Raw genomic sequence first — 15,489 nt, 5'->3', positions numbered from 1 at the left:
GGAACGCGGTGTCACCGGTCGCCCGGCTCCCGGCCGTCCGGCCGGTCAGGGCCGAGCGGCACGGGCACCCGTTCCACCCGGACGGCGTGCACCTCGTCGCGGGGCACCACCACCTCGTACGCGCCGTGGTCCACCAGCCAGTAGCCGAGCGTCTCGGCCTTGAGGCCGTTGTGGCCGGTGTAGGCGATGTGGAGGCCGCCCTCCCCGCCGTCGCCTCCGTCGTCCTCGTCCAGCACCAGGCAGGGCTCCCCGCCGAAAGCCCCGACCGTGCGCAGCAGGGTGAGCCGGCCCAGCGCGGACCGCTCCACCCGCAGCCGCCAGTAGCCGCCGGCGGCGGCGAAGCCCTCCTGCGGCGCCTCGCTGAACAGCACCACGTCGTCGCTGCCCGGCCCGAGCGCCGCCGCGTACTCCCGGTCCCGGTAGAGGGCGACGAACCCGAGGCCGACCGGCTCACCGCCGTTCGCCGGGCCGGTCACAGGGGCGCTCATCGGGCCGGCCGCCAGGTCAGGCCGTCGTACGCGGCGAAGGGGCGCGCACCGGCCGGCGTGAGGTGCACGATCTCCGCGCCCGCGGGGATCGGCATCGGCATCGTGTGGAACTGCGGCACCACCTGCTCGCGCGAGGCGGTGAACCCGTTCCCCGTGAAGGGTGGTGCATCGCTCCAATCCCCGCCCATGTGCTGGCCGTACGGGACGACGTAGGTGTCGATGTCCCGGGCGTCCCACCGCATGACGTACAGCTCGGGCACATCCGGCGTGAGCTCCGACCCGTCGAAGCCCAGATCGAGGGCTTCGACGAGCGCGGCGGGCGAGGTGAGGCGGTCGCAGTCCTGCACCCGGTAAACGTACCCGGAGATGATCGTGCGCCGGCCCGACAGGTACGGCACGAGCAGCCGCGGCGGAATCACCTTCTGCATCCGCGTCCTGTGTCCCGGCTCGTTCATGGGGGGTAGTTTACGATCTGCCGACACCCAGCCGTCGATGTTCCAGCGAGGGGACGGTGGCGCGTGCGGTCGCCGTCCAGGCGGGGTCGATCTCCGCGACCAGCACGCCGGGGCCGGGCCCCAGGTCGTGGCGGGCGACGCCCATCGGATCCACGAGCATGCTGCGGCCGACGCCGAACCCGTCCGGTATGGCGGGGTTGGGCGCCTGGCCGACGGCGATCGTGCAGGTGGTGTTCTCGATCGCCCTGGCCCTGACGAGCGTGGTCCAGTGGTCCTCCTTGAGCGGCCCCGAGCCCCAGGCGGCGATCACCGCGAACGTGTCCGCGCCCAGGTCCACCAGTGCTCGCGCCAGTTCGGGAAACCGGACGTCGTAGCAGGTGACCAGGCCGATCCTGAGCCCGGCGAGCTCCACGACCACCGGTTCGTCCCCCGGCGCGACCAGGATCGACTCCTTCGCCCCGAAGGAGTCGAACAGGTGGATCTTCCGGTAGGCGGCGGCGAGCGAGCCGTCCGCCCGCAGGGCGACGGCGGTGTTCCACACCCGGCCGTCCTCGGCGGGTTCGAAGACGCCGGCGATGACGGCGACGCCGTGCTCACGCGCCGCCTCGGCGAGGCCGGTGACGAACGGTCCGTCGAGCGGTTCGGCCGTGTGCGTCACGCCCCGCCCGAACCGGGTGAGCGTGGCCTCGGGGAACACGGCGAGGTCCGCTCCCGGCACCCGGGCGAGGGCGTCACGCACGGTCTCGAGGTTGGTCTTCGGGTCGTGGTCGACGGGGATCTGGCACAGCGCTATGCGGGTCACGGCTCCCAGTCTGCCCGGCGGGCGGCTCTCCCCACCAGGTGAGCGTCCGCCACACCCGCTCCAGCGGGCCGTACCGGTGGCGGGCCAGCCACCACCGGCTGAAGGCGGCCTGCGCGGCCAGGATCACGACGGTGAGCCCCACGACGACGGCGCCGGAACCACCGCCGGACGGCCGCGGCGGCACCACCGCGATCACCAGTGTGCCGGTGACGTAGTTGGTCAGCGCCATCCGTCCCAGGGCTTCGAACAGGGCCGTCCGGCGGGCGAGCAGCAGGAACGCCGCCGCGTAGGCGGCCGCGCCGCTCACCGCCGCCGCCTGGTAGACCCCGCCCCCGGGCGGCGCGTGGTTCCACCACCAGGTCAGCCCGGCCGTGAGCGCCCCCGCCGCCGCGCAGACGGCCGCGAGGACCCACGTCCGGCCCATGCCCCCCACGCCGTCCGCCACGCTCGGGGCGGCGGCCAGGCCGAGCAGGAACAGCGCGGTGATCAGCACGTACGGCTCGGAGCCGAGCAGGGCGGCGGCCAGCGTGCCGCAGCCGAGCAGGAGCACCGTCCACCGGGGGAGCAGGCTCGCCGGGAGCAGGACCGCCACTCCCAGCACCGCGTACGGCAGCAGCACCCCGCCGGGATGGACCACGGTGTGCGCCGCGCCCAGCACGGCCAGCACCGCGAGGCGCCGGAGCAGGACGACCCGGGGACGGGCGGTGCGCTTCCGCGCCGCGCCGAGGAACAGCGCGAAGGACAGACCGAACAGGAACGCGAAGATCGGGTAGAAGCGGCTTTGGACCAGGTTCTCCATCACCCAGCCGAAAGGGGACGGGTCGCGCCCCACCGCCGTCCGCTGCCAGGTGTTCACCAGCATGATCCCGCAGACGGCGAACCCGCGCAGCGCGTCGACCCGCCGGATCCTCTCCACCGTCACGCTCCGGTACGCCGGCGGCTCCGGCCGTTCGAACGGCATCAGGTGCACCCGCCGCGCTACTCTCCACCATCCATCCGGTGCTGGTCTCCCAGGCATTCCCGCACCCCGTTCTCGGCTGCGGTGAAGGACGGATGACTCTCACCCACGACCTGCCGAGCCAGTCTCAGTGACTCTTCGTACAGGTGGAGGGCAGGGGTCGTGTCGCCGAGCAGGCGCATGACCCGGGCGAGGTTGTTCATGGAGACGAGGTTCGCCGGATGAGCCTCGCCCAGAACCTCGCGCCGCAGCGCGAGGACCTTCTGATGGAGAGCACGCGCATCTTCCAAATCGCCTCGCGCGCGCAACACCTCCGCGAGGTTGTTCATCCGCACGAGATTGTCGGGATGCTCCTCTCCCAGCAGTTCGCCCCCGAGCCTCACTGTCTCCGCGGCGAGAGTATGGGCCGTGGAAAGGTCCCCAAGACGGCGGCACGCCTTGCCGAGATTGTTCATGGCGATCAGAGTTTCATTATCGCGTTTACCAAGTGTGCGCAACCGTGTGGAAACGACCTGCTCGTACAGGTGTCTCGCCTGGGGGAGGTGCTCCTCCTGCTCCATGAGGACACCGCCCAAGTTGTTCATCGTCTGGATGGTGTCCGGGTGATCCTCTCCGAAGGCGCGGCGGTAAACAGGGAGAATCTGCTCATAGAGATCTCTCGCTTCGCCCAGATTCCCGAGTCCGTGCGTGACCTGGGCAAGACAGTCCGTCATTCGCAGCAGGCGTGGGTCCGCGTCGGAGAGTTTTCCCTGACCGATGCGCCAGGCTCGGCGGCACAACTCTTCGGCCACCGCGTAGTCGCCGCTCCGGAAGAGTCGAATGCCAAGCTCGCCGAACAGTTGTGCGGCGAGAACCAACTCTCTGCCACGAGATGTCGCCGCTCCGTTCGTGAGGTACGTCCAGACCTTCTCCGCATGAGGAAGGAGGATGGAGGCGCGCCTCCACCCATCCGGGTGCCGTTCGTCTACTTGGGCTCCTGCCCACAGAAGAGCCAAAGCCGCGTTCACCCAGCGTGCGACGCTCCAGGACGAGGACGGGTCTCTCCCCGGTACGACTTTCGCCTGCAAGACGCGTAACCATCGCAAGCCGCGGTTGCCATCGGCTGTGATCCTGTCCCGGAGCACGTCGGAGATCAACTGGTGAACACGGATGTGCTCGGCGGTGGCCGAGGTGAGAAGGGACGCCTGGAGGAGCGTCGCGATGGTCTGATCGAGCCCCACGACATCGGCACAGGCGCGCGCGAGCGCGCGAGGAAGTGCGGACGGGTTCATCGCGGGCAGACCTCGGGGAACCTCCGTCGGCGCCATCACCGAGAGAACGCGAAGGAGCTGAATGGCCGCGGTATCGCGTCGCGCGACCCAGTCGAAGGAGAGCTCTAGCGTCGCCTCCACGCTGACGCGATTGAGACCTGAGCCATGCCGGAGCAGGCGTGCCCGACTGGAGTCGTAGCGCTGCAGGTAGTCACGGAGACCGATGCCGGAGTCGCGGCAGTAGGCGCCCGCCTGCTCCAGTGCGAGAGGCAGGCCGCCAAGCCTCGCCGCCAGTTTCGCGGAGGAGTCCTGGTCGGTGTCGCCGGCGCGGTTGCGCAAGAAACGAGAGGCCTCTTCCTGTGGAAACACCTGTAGGAGCAGCGTCTCGGCGAGGCGATCGAATTGCGGGTTCCTGGACGTTATGAGGACCTGGCCGCCTGACGTGACGGGTACCAGATCCAGCAGGTCCTCGCCGATCCTGGCGTCGTCGAATATGAGTAACCATCCCGCTCGCTCGCTGAGCAATCCAACAACTTCCTTCGCTGTGGACTCGGCGGTCGCGGAGGTCAGGTTCAGTAGGCGGCCGAGCTCTGCCAGGGCAGAGATCGCCGACGTTCGGCTCCCCGCCGGGATCCACCATCCCAAAGATACCGACGAGCGTTGGCGATGTGCGTAAGCGAGAGCGAGCTGTGTTTTCCCGACACCTCCCATGCCGCACAGCAGAAGCGCTCGGCCGCTTCCTCGCATCAATATCGTGCCGATCCTGCGAAACTCCGCTCTCCGGTTGCTGAATTCCTTTGCGGGAGCCGGGATGTTCCAGAGTTGGGCGTCGCCGTTAGGGACAACCGTAACCGGGGGAGATGTATGTCCGGCAGGCATGCCGTGCCGTGTGCGCAACTCCATCACCAGCACGGGAATCGCGAGCAGTATGCAGATGGGCCACGCAAGCCACAGGCTCGATCGCCAGGAGTCGGGAAGAGCATTCGAAGCGACATTCGTCGTCGCCGGCAGCAGCACGACGGCGATGACCGATGTGGTCAGAAGCCAGGAGGTCCGACGAGGTGGCAAGATCGACTCCTTCGAGTGCCCTTCGGGGACGGCCTCCGCTGCCCCTCACAGATTACTTGGGGAGAGCGCCCGTGACGACGTTGCCGGGCAGGTGAAGAGCTACAGATCGGGCAGCGCTGGCGGACGAGTCGGGAGGTGGCCTCTGGGCTGAATGTAGCGATTCAGCCTGTCCGAACGGCGGAACGAACTCTTCATCGTTGTGGCTGCCACCCTCCGGTGCTCTGTGTTGGTCCGTAGGCGGCTGAATGCGCAGAATGAGGGCGTCGTTCCTGGAATGCCTGCTAAGGCGTTAGCCAGGGCTTGCGGGCGTGTGGCGGAGGACTGCTCCAGATGAATTATGATTAGCGGGCTTATGCCCTGACATTGGGCTATTGAGGCTTTCTCACCTTATCGCCTGCATCTTGAGGTTTCAGGTAGGCTCACGGCGTGAGAGAGCCTCTGGTGCGGCGGATGCGGGAGTTCGGCACGACCGTGTTCGCCACGATGACGAAGCTGGCCGTGGAGACGGGCTCGATCAATCTGGGGCAGGGTTTCCCGGACACCGACGGGCCGGAGCGCATGCTGGAGCGGGCGGCCGAGGCCGTCCGGGGCGGCCTCAACCAGTATCCGCCCGGCCCCGGCCTGCCCGAGTTGCGCCAGGCGGTCGCCGAGCATCGCAAGCAGTGGTACGGCCTCGCCTACGACCCCGACGACGAGATCCTCGTGACCGTCGGCGCCACCGAGGCCATCGCCGCGGCGATCCTCGCGCTGTGCGAACCGGGCGACGAGGTGGTCGTCTTCGAGCCCTACTACGACTCCTACGCCGCGGCCGTCGCGCTCGCGGGCGCCGTGCGCAGGGCGGTCACGCTGCGCGTGGACGCGGGGCGGTTCACCTTCGACCCGGCCGAGCTGGAAGCCGCGATCACGCCCCGCACCCGCGCGATCCTGGTCAACTCGCCGCACAACCCCACCGGGACCGTGTTCACCCGGGAGGAGCTGGAGTGCGTCGCCCGCGTGTGCCGCGAGCATGACCTGGTCGCCGTCACCGACGAGGTCTACGAGCATCTCGCCTTCGACGGTGTCGAGCACGTGCCGCTGGCCACCCTGCCCGGCATGCGCGAGCGTACGATCATGATCTCGTCGGCGGGCAAGACCTTCAGCGTCACCGGCTGGAAGACCGGCTGGCTGTGCGCCCCGGCGCCCCTCACCGCCGCCGTGCGGACGGTCAAGCAGTTCCTCACCTACACGGCGAGCGCCCCCTGGCAGGCCGCGACCGCGTACGCGCTGCGCGAGGAGATGGACTGGGTCGAGGCCCAGCGAGTATCCCTGCAGGCCAAGCGTGACCGGCTGATGACCGGGCTGGAGGAGGCGGGATTCGGAGTGCTGCGCCCCGCTGGCACCTACTTCGTGCAGACCGACATCCGGCCGCTCGGCTTCACCGACGGGCTCGACCTCGCCCGGCGGCTGCCCGAGCTGGCGGGAGTCGTCGCGATCCCCACCCAGGTCTTCTACGACCACCCGGATCGTGGCCGGCACTTCCTGCGCTTCGCCTTCTGCAAGCGGGACGAGGTCATCGACGAGGCCGTCACCCGCCTCCGCCGCCTTGGCGGCTGACGGATTTGATGACTTAGCGTTAGTGGCTCTATACTCTCGGCTGATGGTATCACTGTGATACCGACCCGTACTATCGGAGGCATGGCAATGACGCTGCGCCTGAGTGACGAGCAGACCGAGGCCCTCCGCCGGCGCGCAGAAAGGGAAGGGCGGAGCATGCAGCAGATCGCCCTTCACGCGATCGACGACTACCTCGTTCGCGTCGCCGACGACGAGTACACCGACCTGCTGGCCGAGAAGGGGGCGCAGCGTTTCGCGGACCTCCTGCGCAGGCTGGGGGAGTGATCCGCTACATCTCCCTTGAGCAGGGGCTGAGTATCGCCCGCCGGGCGACGGGAGCGCCGATTGAGGTTCGGGACATCGGGCTTCTGGAGGCGGCACTGCTGCGCCCGCAGACATCGGTGTTCGGACGGGACGCCTACCCCGATGTCTTGACGAAGGCGGCCGCCATCCTGCACTCGATCGTGTCCAATCATCCGTTCGTAGACGGCAATAAGCGCGCGGCGTGGCTCACGATGTACGTCTTCTGCGCGAAGAACGGGCTGGAGATCGATCCGCAGGATGACGACGCCGCGTACGAGTTCGTGATCGCGGTGGCTTCGGGGAAGCTCAACGAGGTCGACGAGATCGCGGACGTCCTGCGCGGCTTCATCGCCTCCTGAGGACCCAGACAGTCCCGGCGAGCTGCTCGGTGATGGGATCGGTTGCCGAAGAATGGGCGATCGATAGGCGATTTTCGCCAATGAAGGCCTGCGTGGGGCTGGATAGTTTCCGGATGTGGGCGGACGCGTACTGATCGCACTCGGCGGCAACGCCATGACGGCTCCGGACGGGAGCGCGTCCCCGGCGGACCAGCACCGGGCGGTCGGCGAGGCGATGACCCACGTGGCGGCGCTCATCCGGGCCGGGCACGAGGTGGTGCTGACCCACGGCAACGGCCCCCAGGTCGGCAACATCCTGCTGAAGAACCAGCTCAGCGCGGGCGTCGTGCCGCCCGTGCCGCTCGACTGGTGCGTGGCGCAGACGCAGGGCACGATCGGCGCGCTCGTCATGAACGCCCTGCAGCGGGAGCTGGGCCACGCGCGGGTCGCCGCCGTCGTCACGCGCACGCTGGTGGACGCGGACGACCCGGCGTTCCGGGACCCGGTCAAGCCGATCGGGCGCTACTTCGGCGAGGACGAGGCGCGCCGGTTCGAGGGGGAGGGCCAGGTCTGGCGGCGCTTCGAGCGCGGCTGGCGGCGGGTGGTCGCCTCGCCCCGGCCGGTGGAGATCCTCGACGCCGCCGCGGCCGTCACGCTCATCGAGGCCGGGTTCACGGTCGTCGCCGCCGGAGGCGGGGGAGTGCCGGTCGTACGCCGGCCGGACGGCGTGCTGACCGGGATCGAGGCGGTGGTCGACAAGGACCTCGCCGCCGCCGCGCTCGCCGTCGCCGTCGGCGCCACCGACCTCGTGATCGCGACCGACGTGCCGTACGCCTCGGTGGACTTCGGCACGCCCCGGGCCCGCCCGATCGGGGACGTCGGCGTCGCCGCGCTGCGCGCGTTGCAGGCGGCCGGTCACTTCGCCGGGGGCAGCATGGGCCCCAAGGTCGAGGCCGCCCTGCGCTTCGCCGAAGAGGGCGGCAACCAGGCGGTGATCACCTCGCTGCACCACATCGGTGCCGCGTTGTCGGGAAATATCGGGACCAGGGTGTCCAGAGGGGTGGAGGGATAGTGCCGGATCCGATCGAGGTACGGAAGGTCCCCATCGAGAGCGTCACCGACGCCTCCGGGCTCGCGAAGCTGATCGACGACGGGGTGATCGAGGCGGACCGGGTGCTTGCGGTCGTCGGCAAGACCGAGGGCAACGGCGGGGTGAACGACTACACGCGGATCCTCGCCGACCGGGCCTTCCGCGAGGTGCTGGCCGCGAGGGGCACCCGTACGCCGGAGGAGATCGCGCAGGTGCCGCTGGTGTGGTCCGGCGGGACCGACGGCGTGCTCAGCCCGCACGCGACCGTCTTCGCGACGGTCGACCCCGCAACGGCCGTACGCACCGACGAGCCGAGGGTGAGCGTCGGCGTGGCGATGAGCGAGGTGATCCTCCCCGAGGACATCGGCCGGCCCGCGATGGTCGAGAAGGTCGCCGCCGGGGTCCGGGAGGCCATGAAGCTCGCCGGGATCGACGACCCGGCCGACGTCCACTACGTGCAGACCAAGACCCCGCTGCTCACGCTGTCCACGATCACCGACGCGAAGGAGCGCGGGCGGACGGTCGTCACCGAGGACACGCTCAAGTCGATGGACATCTCCAACTCGACCACGGCGCTCGGCATCGCGGTCGCGCTCGGCGAGATCGGTATGCCGTCGGCCGAGCAGATCCACAAGGACCTGTCGCTGTACTCGTCGGTGGCCTCGTGCTCCAGCGGCGTGGAACTCGACCGGGCCCAGATCGTCGTGGTGGGCAACGTCCGCGGGATCGGCGGGCGCTACCGCGCCGGTCACTCGGTCATGCGGGACGCTCTGGACGGCGACGGCATCTGGGCGGCCATTGCGAACGCCGGGATCGACCTGCCCGAGCGCCCCCGTACGGACGACCTCGGCGGCCGGCTGGTCAACCTGTTCATCAAGTGCGAGGCCGACCCGTCGGGCCGCGTACGCGGGCGGCGCAACATCATGCTCGACGACTCCGACGTCCACTGGCACCGCCAGATCAAGGCGACGGTCGGCGGGGTGGCGGCGAGCGTGACCGGAGACCCGGCCGTGTTCGTCTCCGTGGCGGCCGTCCACCAGGGGCCGTCCGGCGGAGGCCCGGTCATCGCCATCGCGGACCTGGGCTGACATCCGGGGCCCGGCCCGGAAGGTAGGGTCGGGAGACGTGCCATCCATTCCGCAGCCCCTGCGCCCCGACGACGAGGGCGGCGCCGACGCGGCCGTGGCGGCGGCGCTGTCGGCGTTCGAGGCCGGTACGGCGACCGCCGCCGACGTCCTGGCGGCGCTCGCCGGGAGCCGGCTGCTGGTGCCCGTGGTCGCGCTGCTCACCGAGTCGGAGGTCGGCGAGCACGGCCTGCGCCAGGAGAAGGAGAGCGAGATGGCTCTCCCCAAACTGGTGGGAAAGGACGGCCGCGAGGCGGTGCTCGCCTTCACCGGCGCCGAGCCGATGCGCCGGTGGCGGGCGGACGCCCGGCCGGTGCAGGCGACCGCGCCCCAGGTGTGCCAGGCCGCGCGGCACGAGGACGCCGCCGCGGTGGTCGTGGACGTGGCCGGGCCGGTCCCGTTCGTGATCGAGGGCGGCATGCTGCAGGCCCTCGCGACGGTGGAGGAGGCGAGGCGCGACGCCGGCGCCGTCGACCGCCTCACCCGGGAGGTGCCGGACGCGACGGTGGCCCGGTTCGGCGCCGCGGAGGACGCACCCCGCCGCCGCTGGTGGAGCCGCCGCCGCGCGTGACTCCTCAGCGGAAGGGATTGCGCCCGGTGACCGTCAGGTAGAGCGGGAAGAAGACGACCCACAAGATGAGGCATCCTGCGAACCATGCCTCGGGCGTCGCTATCCGTACCGGCCCGAGGGCGAAGACGGCCGGTTCACCCCGCCTGACGTGCTTCCTGGCATCCGCATAAACCCAGCTGTCAACCGCCAGCGCCACCAGCAGCACGAGAAGCGGCACCAGCACGGTGAGGGATGGCCCGGTCATTTCGCCACCCTTCTGGATGAGAAGGTCGGAACCTGTCGCGATCAGCGTACTCATTCCGGCCGCCGCAGGCCGTTTTCCACCGGAGAGCGGTCGTCCACAGGGACGTAGGGGGATCGGGCGGGGGCCGGCGTGCGGGCGTTAGGGTCGGCCGCGTGTCCCTCCCCGTCATCGTCGTCTCCGCCGTCCTCGGCCTGATCGCGGGCGCGTACGCCCGGGCGCTCGCCGCAGGGTTCGACGCGCGGCCCGACGCGCAGTCCGAGGCGCGGCCGGAAGCGCAGACCGACGCTCAGCCCGAGGCGGGGGCGGAAGCGCGGTGCGATGCCAATTCCGAGGCGCGGCCCTGGGAGGAGCCAGACCCGGGCCCTGAGGTGTGGAGTGAAGCGCAGTCCGGCGCGCGGGGCGGGGTGGAGCCGGGCGGCCGCCGGGCCGAGGTGGTCCGCGCGTTCGCGGCGGCGGTGCGCGCGGTGCCCCTGCCCCGCCCGCCGTACCTGCTCGAAGGCGCGACCGCGCTCGCGGCCGCCCTGGCCGCCTGGGGGATCCACGACGGCTGGGTCCTGGCGGCGTGGGCGTACGCCGTGCCGGTGGGCGCGGCGCTCACGGAGATCGACCGGAGGACCTGGCTGCTGCCCGACGCGATCACGCTGCTGTCGTACCCGATCCTGCTGGTCCTGCTCGCGCCGTCGGGCCGTCTGGTGCCGGCCCTGGTGTCGGGGTGCGCGCTCGGGGCCGTCTACGCCGTGCTGTGGCTCATCCGCCCGACCGGTCTCGGGCTCGGCGACGTCAAGCTGGCCGGGCTGATCGGCCTGCTGACCGGCGCGCTCGGCGCGCAGTCCGTGGTCGTCGCCGGGATGGCCGGGCAGGTGCTCGGCGCGCTGTACGCCGTGGGACTGCTCATGACGCACAGGGCCACCCGGACGACCGAGTTCCCGTTCGGCCCGTTCATGATCGCGGGTGCGCTGTTCGCGCTGTGTCTCATCAACTGGGCCTGACGAACCGTGCCTCACGAACCGTGCCTCACGAACCGGGCCTCACGAGCCGGGCCTCACGAACCGGGCCCGACGAGCCGGGCCCGATCAACTGTGTCCGACGTACCGGGCCGGGCGGACCTGGCCTGATGTGGGGGGAGTGCGCACATGGGTGTCGGGGTGACGCCGCAGTCGGGCGCACATGGAAGACTGGTCGTCATGCTGCGCTGGTTGACCGCCGGGGAGTCACACGGCCCCGAGCTTCTCGCGATCCTGGAAGGCCTCCCCGCCGGGGTGTCGGTGACCACCGCCGACCTCGCCGAGGCGCTGCGCCGTCGCCGTCTCGGATACGGCCGCGGGGCACGGATGAAGTTCGAGCAGGACGTGGTGACGATCTCCGGAGGCGTACGGCACGGCCGCACCCTGGGATCACCCGTCGCCATCCGCGTCGGCAACACCGAATGGCCGAAGTGGGAGACCGTGATGGCCGCGGACCCGGTGGACCCGGCCGTCCTGGAGGGCCAGGCGCGCAACGCGCCGCGGTCCCGTCCCCGTCCCGGTCACGCCGACCTCGCGGGCATGCAGAAGTACGGCTTCGACGACGCGCGGCCGGTGCTCGACCGGGCCAGTGCGCGTGAGACGGCCGCCCGGGTGGCGCTGGGTCAGGTCGCGCGCTCCTTCCTCAAGCAGGCACTCGGCGTCGACATCGTCAGCCACGTGGTCGCGATCGGCGAGGCCGTCGCGCCCCGCGACGTGATCCCCGGCCCGGCCGACCTGGAGGCGGTGGACGCCGACCCGGTGCGCTGCCTCGACCCGGGCGGGAGCGCCGCGATGATCGCCGAGATCGACAAGGCGCACAAGGACGGCGACACACTCGGCGGGGTCGTCGAGGTCGTCGCCTACGGCCTGCCGCCGGGCCTCGGCAGCTACACGCACTGGGACCGGCGCCTCGACGCCCGTCTCGCCGCCGCGCTGATGGGCATCCAGGCGATCAAGGGTGTCGCGGTCGGCGACGGCTTCGAGACCGCCCGCCGCCCCGGGTCGCGGGCCCACGACGAGATCGAGAACACGGCCGAGGGCGTCCACCGGATCACCAACCGGGCCGGCGGCGTCGAGGGCGGCATGACCAACGGCGAGCCGCTGCGGGTCAGCGCGGCGATGAAGCCGATCTCCACGGTGCCCCGGGCGCTCGCCACGATCGACGTGCTGACCGGCGAGGCGGCCAAGGCCCACCACGAGCGCTCGGATGTGTGCGCCGTCCCCGCCGCCGGGATCGTGGCCGAGGCCATGGTCGCGCTGGTGCTCGCGGACGCGGCGGTCGAGAAGTTCGGCGGCGACTCCGTCGAAGAGGTGGCGCGCAACCTGGCGGGCTACCTGTCGTCCCTGGTGATCAAGTAATAAGGTCAGTGATCATGCAATCGGCGTCCAACGGCCCGGCCGCGGTCCTCATCGGCCCGCCCGGCTCGGGCAAGTCAACGGCCGGTCGGCTCCTCGCGGACCGTCTCGGCCTGCCGTTCCGCGACACCGACGCCGACGTCGAGGCCGCCGCGGGCAAGAGCGTCAGCGACGTGTTCGTGGAGGACGGCGAGGAGCGGTTCCGCGAGCTGGAGGCGGAGGCGGTGCGGTCCGCGCTGGCCGATCACCCCGGGGTGCTCGCGCTCGGGGGCGGCGCGATCCTGCACGAGGCCACCCAGGAGCTGCTGGCCGGTCACCGGGTCGTCTACCTCCAGGTCGGGCTCGACCAGGCGGTCAGGCGGGTCGGGCTCGCCTCGGCCCGGCCGCTGCTCGTGCTGAACCCCCGCAGCCGCCTGCGGGCGCTGATGGAGGAGCGCCGCCCGATCTACGAGCGGCTCGCCGCGGTCGTCGTGAAGACCGACGACCGCGAGCCGGAGGACGTCGTGGCCGAGATCGAGGCGGCGCTGTGACCGCGACCCGGATCACCGTGCGGGGTGACAACCCCTACGACGTCGTGGTCGGCACCGGCGTGCTGCCGGAGCTCCCGGGCCTGCTCGACCCGAAGGTCCGCACGGTCGCCGTGATCCACCCCGCCGGGCTGCCGGAGATCGCCAGGCCCGTACGCGAGGCCCTGGAGGCCGCGGGGCTGGAGGTCGTCGCGCTGCCCGTGCCGGACGGCGAGGAGGCCAAGACCGTGCACGTCGCGGCCGAGCTGTGGTCGGCCTTCGGCCGGTACGGCATCACCCGGTCCGACGCGGTCGTCGGAGTCGGCGGGGGAGCGACCACCGACCTGGCCGGGTTCGCGGCGGCGACGTGGCTGCGCGGGGTGCAGGTCGTCCAGGTGCCCACCACGCTGCTGGCGATGGTCGACGCGGCCGTCGGCGGCAAGACCGGCATCAACACCCCCGAGGGCAAGAACCTGGTCGGGTCCTTCCACCCGCCCAAGGGCGTGCTGTGCGACCTGGCCACCCTCGCGAGCGTGCCGCGCGACGACTACGTCGCGGGACTCGCGGAGATCATCAAGGGCGGGTTCATCGCCGATCCGACGATCCTGCTGCTCGTCGAGGACGATCCCGCCGCCGCCCGCACCCCCGAGGGCGAGCACACCCGCGAGCTGGTCGAGCGCAAGATCCGGGTGAAGGCCGACGTCGTGGGCGCCGACCTGCGCGAGAGCGGCCTGCGGGAGATCCTCAACTACGGCCACACCCTCGGCCACGCCATCGAGCGGGTCGAGGACTACCACATCAGGCACGGCGAGGCGGTGGCCATCGGGCTCGTCTACGCCGCCGAGCTGTCCCGGCTCGACGGCCGGGTCGGCCGCGACGTGGTGGACCGGACGCGCTCCATCCTGGAGTCGGTCGGGCTCCCCACCACCTACCGGGCCGGGGCCTGGCCCCGCCTGCGCGAGCACATGCGGGTGGACAAGAAGGCCAGGGGAGCCGTGCTGCGGTTCGTCGTGCTCGACGACGTCGCGCGGCCGGCCCGCCTGGAGAACCCCTCCGAGGAGCTCCTGGAGGCGGCGTACCAGGAGGTGGCCCGATGAGGCCGGTGCTCGTCCTGAACGGCCCCAACCTGGGGCGCCTCGGCAGCCGGGAGCCCGACGTCTACGGCGCGCACACCTTCGAGGACCTGTCGGCCCTGTGCCGCGACATCGGCCGCGAGCTGGGCCTGTCGGTCGAGGTCAGGCAGACCGACGACGAGGCCGAGCTGGTCGGCTGGATCCACGAGGCCGCCGACGGCAAGACCCCGGTGGTGCTCAACCCCGCCGCGTTCACGCACTACTCCTACGCCCTGCGCGACGCGATCGCGCAGCGTACGGCGCCGCTCGTGGAGGTGCACATCTCCAACCCGAACGCGCGGGAGGAGTTCCGCCACACCTCGGTCGTGGCGGCGGTGGCGACCGGGACGATCGCGGGGTTCGGCATGCGGTCGTACGAGCTGGCGCTGCGCGCGATCGCCGACATGGGCGAGTGACGAAAGAAGGATCATGGGGTACCGGTCGTACGTGGCGGTCGGAGACAGCTTCACCGAGGGACTGGGCGACCCCCTCCCGGACGCGCCGCCTCCGGCGCCGGGAGAGGTGGTCCGTTACCGGGGGTGGGCCGACCGGGTGGCCGAGCGGCTCGCGTCGGTGGAGCCGGAGCTGCGCTACGCCAACCTGGCCGTGCGGGGCAAGCTGATCGACCAGATCGTCGCCGACCAGGTGCCCCTGGCCGTCGAGATGAAGCCCGACCTGATCAGCTTCTGCGCCGGCGGCAACGACCTCATCCGCCCCGGCAGCGATCCCGACCGGATGGCCAAGAAGGTCGCCGCGGCCGTGCGCGACCTGCGGGCCACCGGCGCGGATGTCGTGCTGTTCACCGGCACCGACCCCCGCGACACGCCCATCATGCGGCGCGTGCGCGGCAGGTTCGCGATCTTCTACCTGCACGTCCGTTCTATCGCCGACCTGTACGGCTGCCACCTGGTGGACATGTGGTCGATGCAGGGGCTGCGCGACTGGCGGGCCTGGAGCGGGGACCGGCTGCACATGAACGAGGAGGGCCACCGCCTGGTCGCGGCCAGGGTCCTGCACGTGCTCGGCCTGCCCGGCGAGGACGACTGGCGCAAGACCTGGCCGTCACGGGAGGCGGTGGGCCCCAGGGCCAAGCGGCAGGAGGACGTCCAGTGGCTCAGGGAGCACTTCGGCCCGTGGATCGGCCGGCGACTCCGCGGCACCTCCTCGGGCGACGGCCTCGCCCCCAAGCGCCCCGATCTCAGCCCCCTGCCCCCGTTCACCACCTGA

Annotated in this window: 18 protein-coding genes; 12 read left to right on the top strand and 6 right to left on the bottom strand. The window is 71.1% G+C overall.

What is annotated here, in order from left to right:
* Positions 1-11 precede the first annotated feature (11 nt).
* Genes OG344_RS30595 through OG344_RS30575 form a run of 5 tightly spaced genes read right to left on the bottom strand, consistent with a single transcriptional unit; the run spans position 12 to position 4,970 of the window.
* A complete protein-coding gene (locus OG344_RS30595) occupies positions 12-488 on the bottom strand; it encodes a hypothetical protein (protein WP_327046675.1) in 477 nt (158 codons plus the stop codon).
* Positions 485-943 (bottom strand): hypothetical protein, encoded by a 459-nt coding sequence (locus tag OG344_RS30590; RefSeq protein WP_225311188.1) that lies wholly within the window; start codon positions 941-943, stop codon positions 485-487. Before OG344_RS30590 ends, OG344_RS30595 begins: the two co-directional genes overlap by 4 nt.
* 10 nt (positions 944-953) lie before the next feature.
* The gene (locus OG344_RS30585) at positions 954-1,745 is read right to left on the bottom strand and encodes a carbon-nitrogen hydrolase family protein (RefSeq protein WP_405086061.1); all 792 of its coding nucleotides are present in this window, start codon (positions 1,743-1,745) and stop codon (positions 954-956) included.
* Positions 1,675-2,706, bottom strand: a complete 1,032-nt coding sequence (locus OG344_RS30580; RefSeq protein ID WP_405086060.1) for a DUF418 domain-containing protein — start codon at positions 2,704-2,706, stop codon at positions 1,675-1,677. The genes OG344_RS30585 and OG344_RS30580 overlap by 71 nt, the downstream gene beginning before the upstream one ends.
* A gap of 17 nt (positions 2,707-2,723) precedes the next feature.
* Positions 2,724-4,970 (bottom strand): tetratricopeptide repeat protein, encoded by a 2,247-nt coding sequence (locus OG344_RS30575; RefSeq protein WP_405086059.1) that lies wholly within the window; start codon positions 4,968-4,970, stop codon positions 2,724-2,726.
* A gap of 477 nt (positions 4,971-5,447) precedes the next feature.
* Between OG344_RS30575 and OG344_RS30570 the strand changes: the two genes are divergently transcribed.
* The 6 genes from OG344_RS30570 (at position 5,448) to OG344_RS30545 (ending at position 10,040) form a co-directional block, all read left to right on the top strand.
* The gene (locus OG344_RS30570; RefSeq protein WP_405086057.1) at positions 5,448-6,614 is read left to right on the top strand and encodes a pyridoxal phosphate-dependent aminotransferase; all 1,167 of its coding nucleotides are present in this window, start codon (positions 5,448-5,450) and stop codon (positions 6,612-6,614) included.
* A gap of 81 nt (positions 6,615-6,695) precedes the next feature.
* Complete coding sequence (locus OG344_RS30565) at positions 6,696-6,899, top strand: CopG family transcriptional regulator (RefSeq protein ID WP_405086055.1); 204 nt, start codon at positions 6,696-6,698, stop codon at positions 6,897-6,899.
* Positions 6,896-7,276 carry a type II toxin-antitoxin system death-on-curing family toxin gene (locus OG344_RS30560; protein ID WP_405086054.1) on the top strand — a complete coding sequence of 127 codons (381 nt, stop codon included), beginning with the start codon at positions 6,896-6,898 and terminating at the stop codon, positions 7,274-7,276. Before OG344_RS30565 ends, OG344_RS30560 begins: the two co-directional genes overlap by 4 nt.
* Positions 7,277-7,391: 115 nt before the next feature.
* Positions 7,392-8,327 carry a carbamate kinase gene (locus tag OG344_RS30555; protein ID WP_405086053.1) on the top strand — a complete coding sequence of 312 codons (936 nt, stop codon included), beginning with the start codon at positions 7,392-7,394 and terminating at the stop codon, positions 8,325-8,327.
* Positions 8,327-9,433, top strand: a complete 1,107-nt coding sequence (locus OG344_RS30550) for a ring-opening amidohydrolase (protein WP_405086052.1) — start codon at positions 8,327-8,329, stop codon at positions 9,431-9,433. The genes OG344_RS30555 and OG344_RS30550 overlap by 1 nt, the downstream gene beginning before the upstream one ends.
* A 37-nt stretch (positions 9,434-9,470) precedes the next feature.
* Positions 9,471-10,040, top strand: coding sequence for an SseB family protein (locus tag OG344_RS30545; protein WP_405086051.1), 570 nt, complete (start codon positions 9,471-9,473; stop codon positions 10,038-10,040).
* Positions 10,041-10,044: 4 nt separating this feature from the next.
* Here the strand turns inward: OG344_RS30545 and OG344_RS30540 are convergent, their stop codons facing one another.
* Positions 10,045-10,338: a hypothetical protein gene (locus OG344_RS30540; RefSeq protein WP_405086050.1), complete on the bottom strand. Its 294-nt coding sequence runs from the start codon at positions 10,336-10,338 to the stop codon at positions 10,045-10,047.
* Between the two features lie 98 nt (positions 10,339-10,436).
* Between OG344_RS30540 and OG344_RS30535 the strand changes: the two genes are divergently transcribed.
* The 6 genes from OG344_RS30535 (at position 10,437) to OG344_RS30510 (ending at position 15,489) form a co-directional block, all read left to right on the top strand.
* A complete protein-coding gene (locus OG344_RS30535; protein ID WP_405086049.1) occupies positions 10,437-11,273 on the top strand; it encodes a prepilin peptidase in 837 nt (278 codons plus the stop codon).
* Between the two features lie 195 nt (positions 11,274-11,468).
* Positions 11,469-12,647, top strand: coding sequence for a chorismate synthase (gene aroC / locus OG344_RS30530; RefSeq protein WP_405089204.1), 1,179 nt, complete (start codon positions 11,469-11,471; stop codon positions 12,645-12,647).
* A 14-nt stretch (positions 12,648-12,661) separates the two neighbouring features.
* Positions 12,662-13,174 carry a shikimate kinase gene (locus OG344_RS30525; protein ID WP_327046663.1) on the top strand — a complete coding sequence of 171 codons (513 nt, stop codon included), beginning with the start codon at positions 12,662-12,664 and terminating at the stop codon, positions 13,172-13,174.
* Positions 13,171-14,247: a 3-dehydroquinate synthase gene (aroB, locus tag OG344_RS30520; RefSeq protein WP_150931680.1), complete on the top strand. Its 1,077-nt coding sequence runs from the start codon at positions 13,171-13,173 to the stop codon at positions 14,245-14,247. The genes OG344_RS30525 and aroB overlap by 4 nt, the downstream gene beginning before the upstream one ends.
* Positions 14,244-14,678, top strand: a complete 435-nt coding sequence (aroQ, locus tag OG344_RS30515; protein ID WP_327046661.1) for a type II 3-dehydroquinate dehydratase — start codon at positions 14,244-14,246, stop codon at positions 14,676-14,678. The genes aroB and aroQ overlap by 4 nt, the downstream gene beginning before the upstream one ends.
* 13 nt (positions 14,679-14,691) lie before the next feature.
* Positions 14,692-15,489 (top strand): SGNH/GDSL hydrolase family protein, encoded by a 798-nt coding sequence (locus OG344_RS30510; RefSeq protein ID WP_327046660.1) that lies wholly within the window; start codon positions 14,692-14,694, stop codon positions 15,487-15,489.

Origin of the sequence: Microbispora sp. NBC_01389 (genome assembly GCF_045040095.1) — a bacterium.
Taxonomy (GTDB): Bacteria; Actinomycetota; Actinomycetes; order Streptosporangiales; family Streptosporangiaceae; genus Microbispora.
This window is presented reverse-complemented; position numbering and strand designations above follow the sequence as displayed.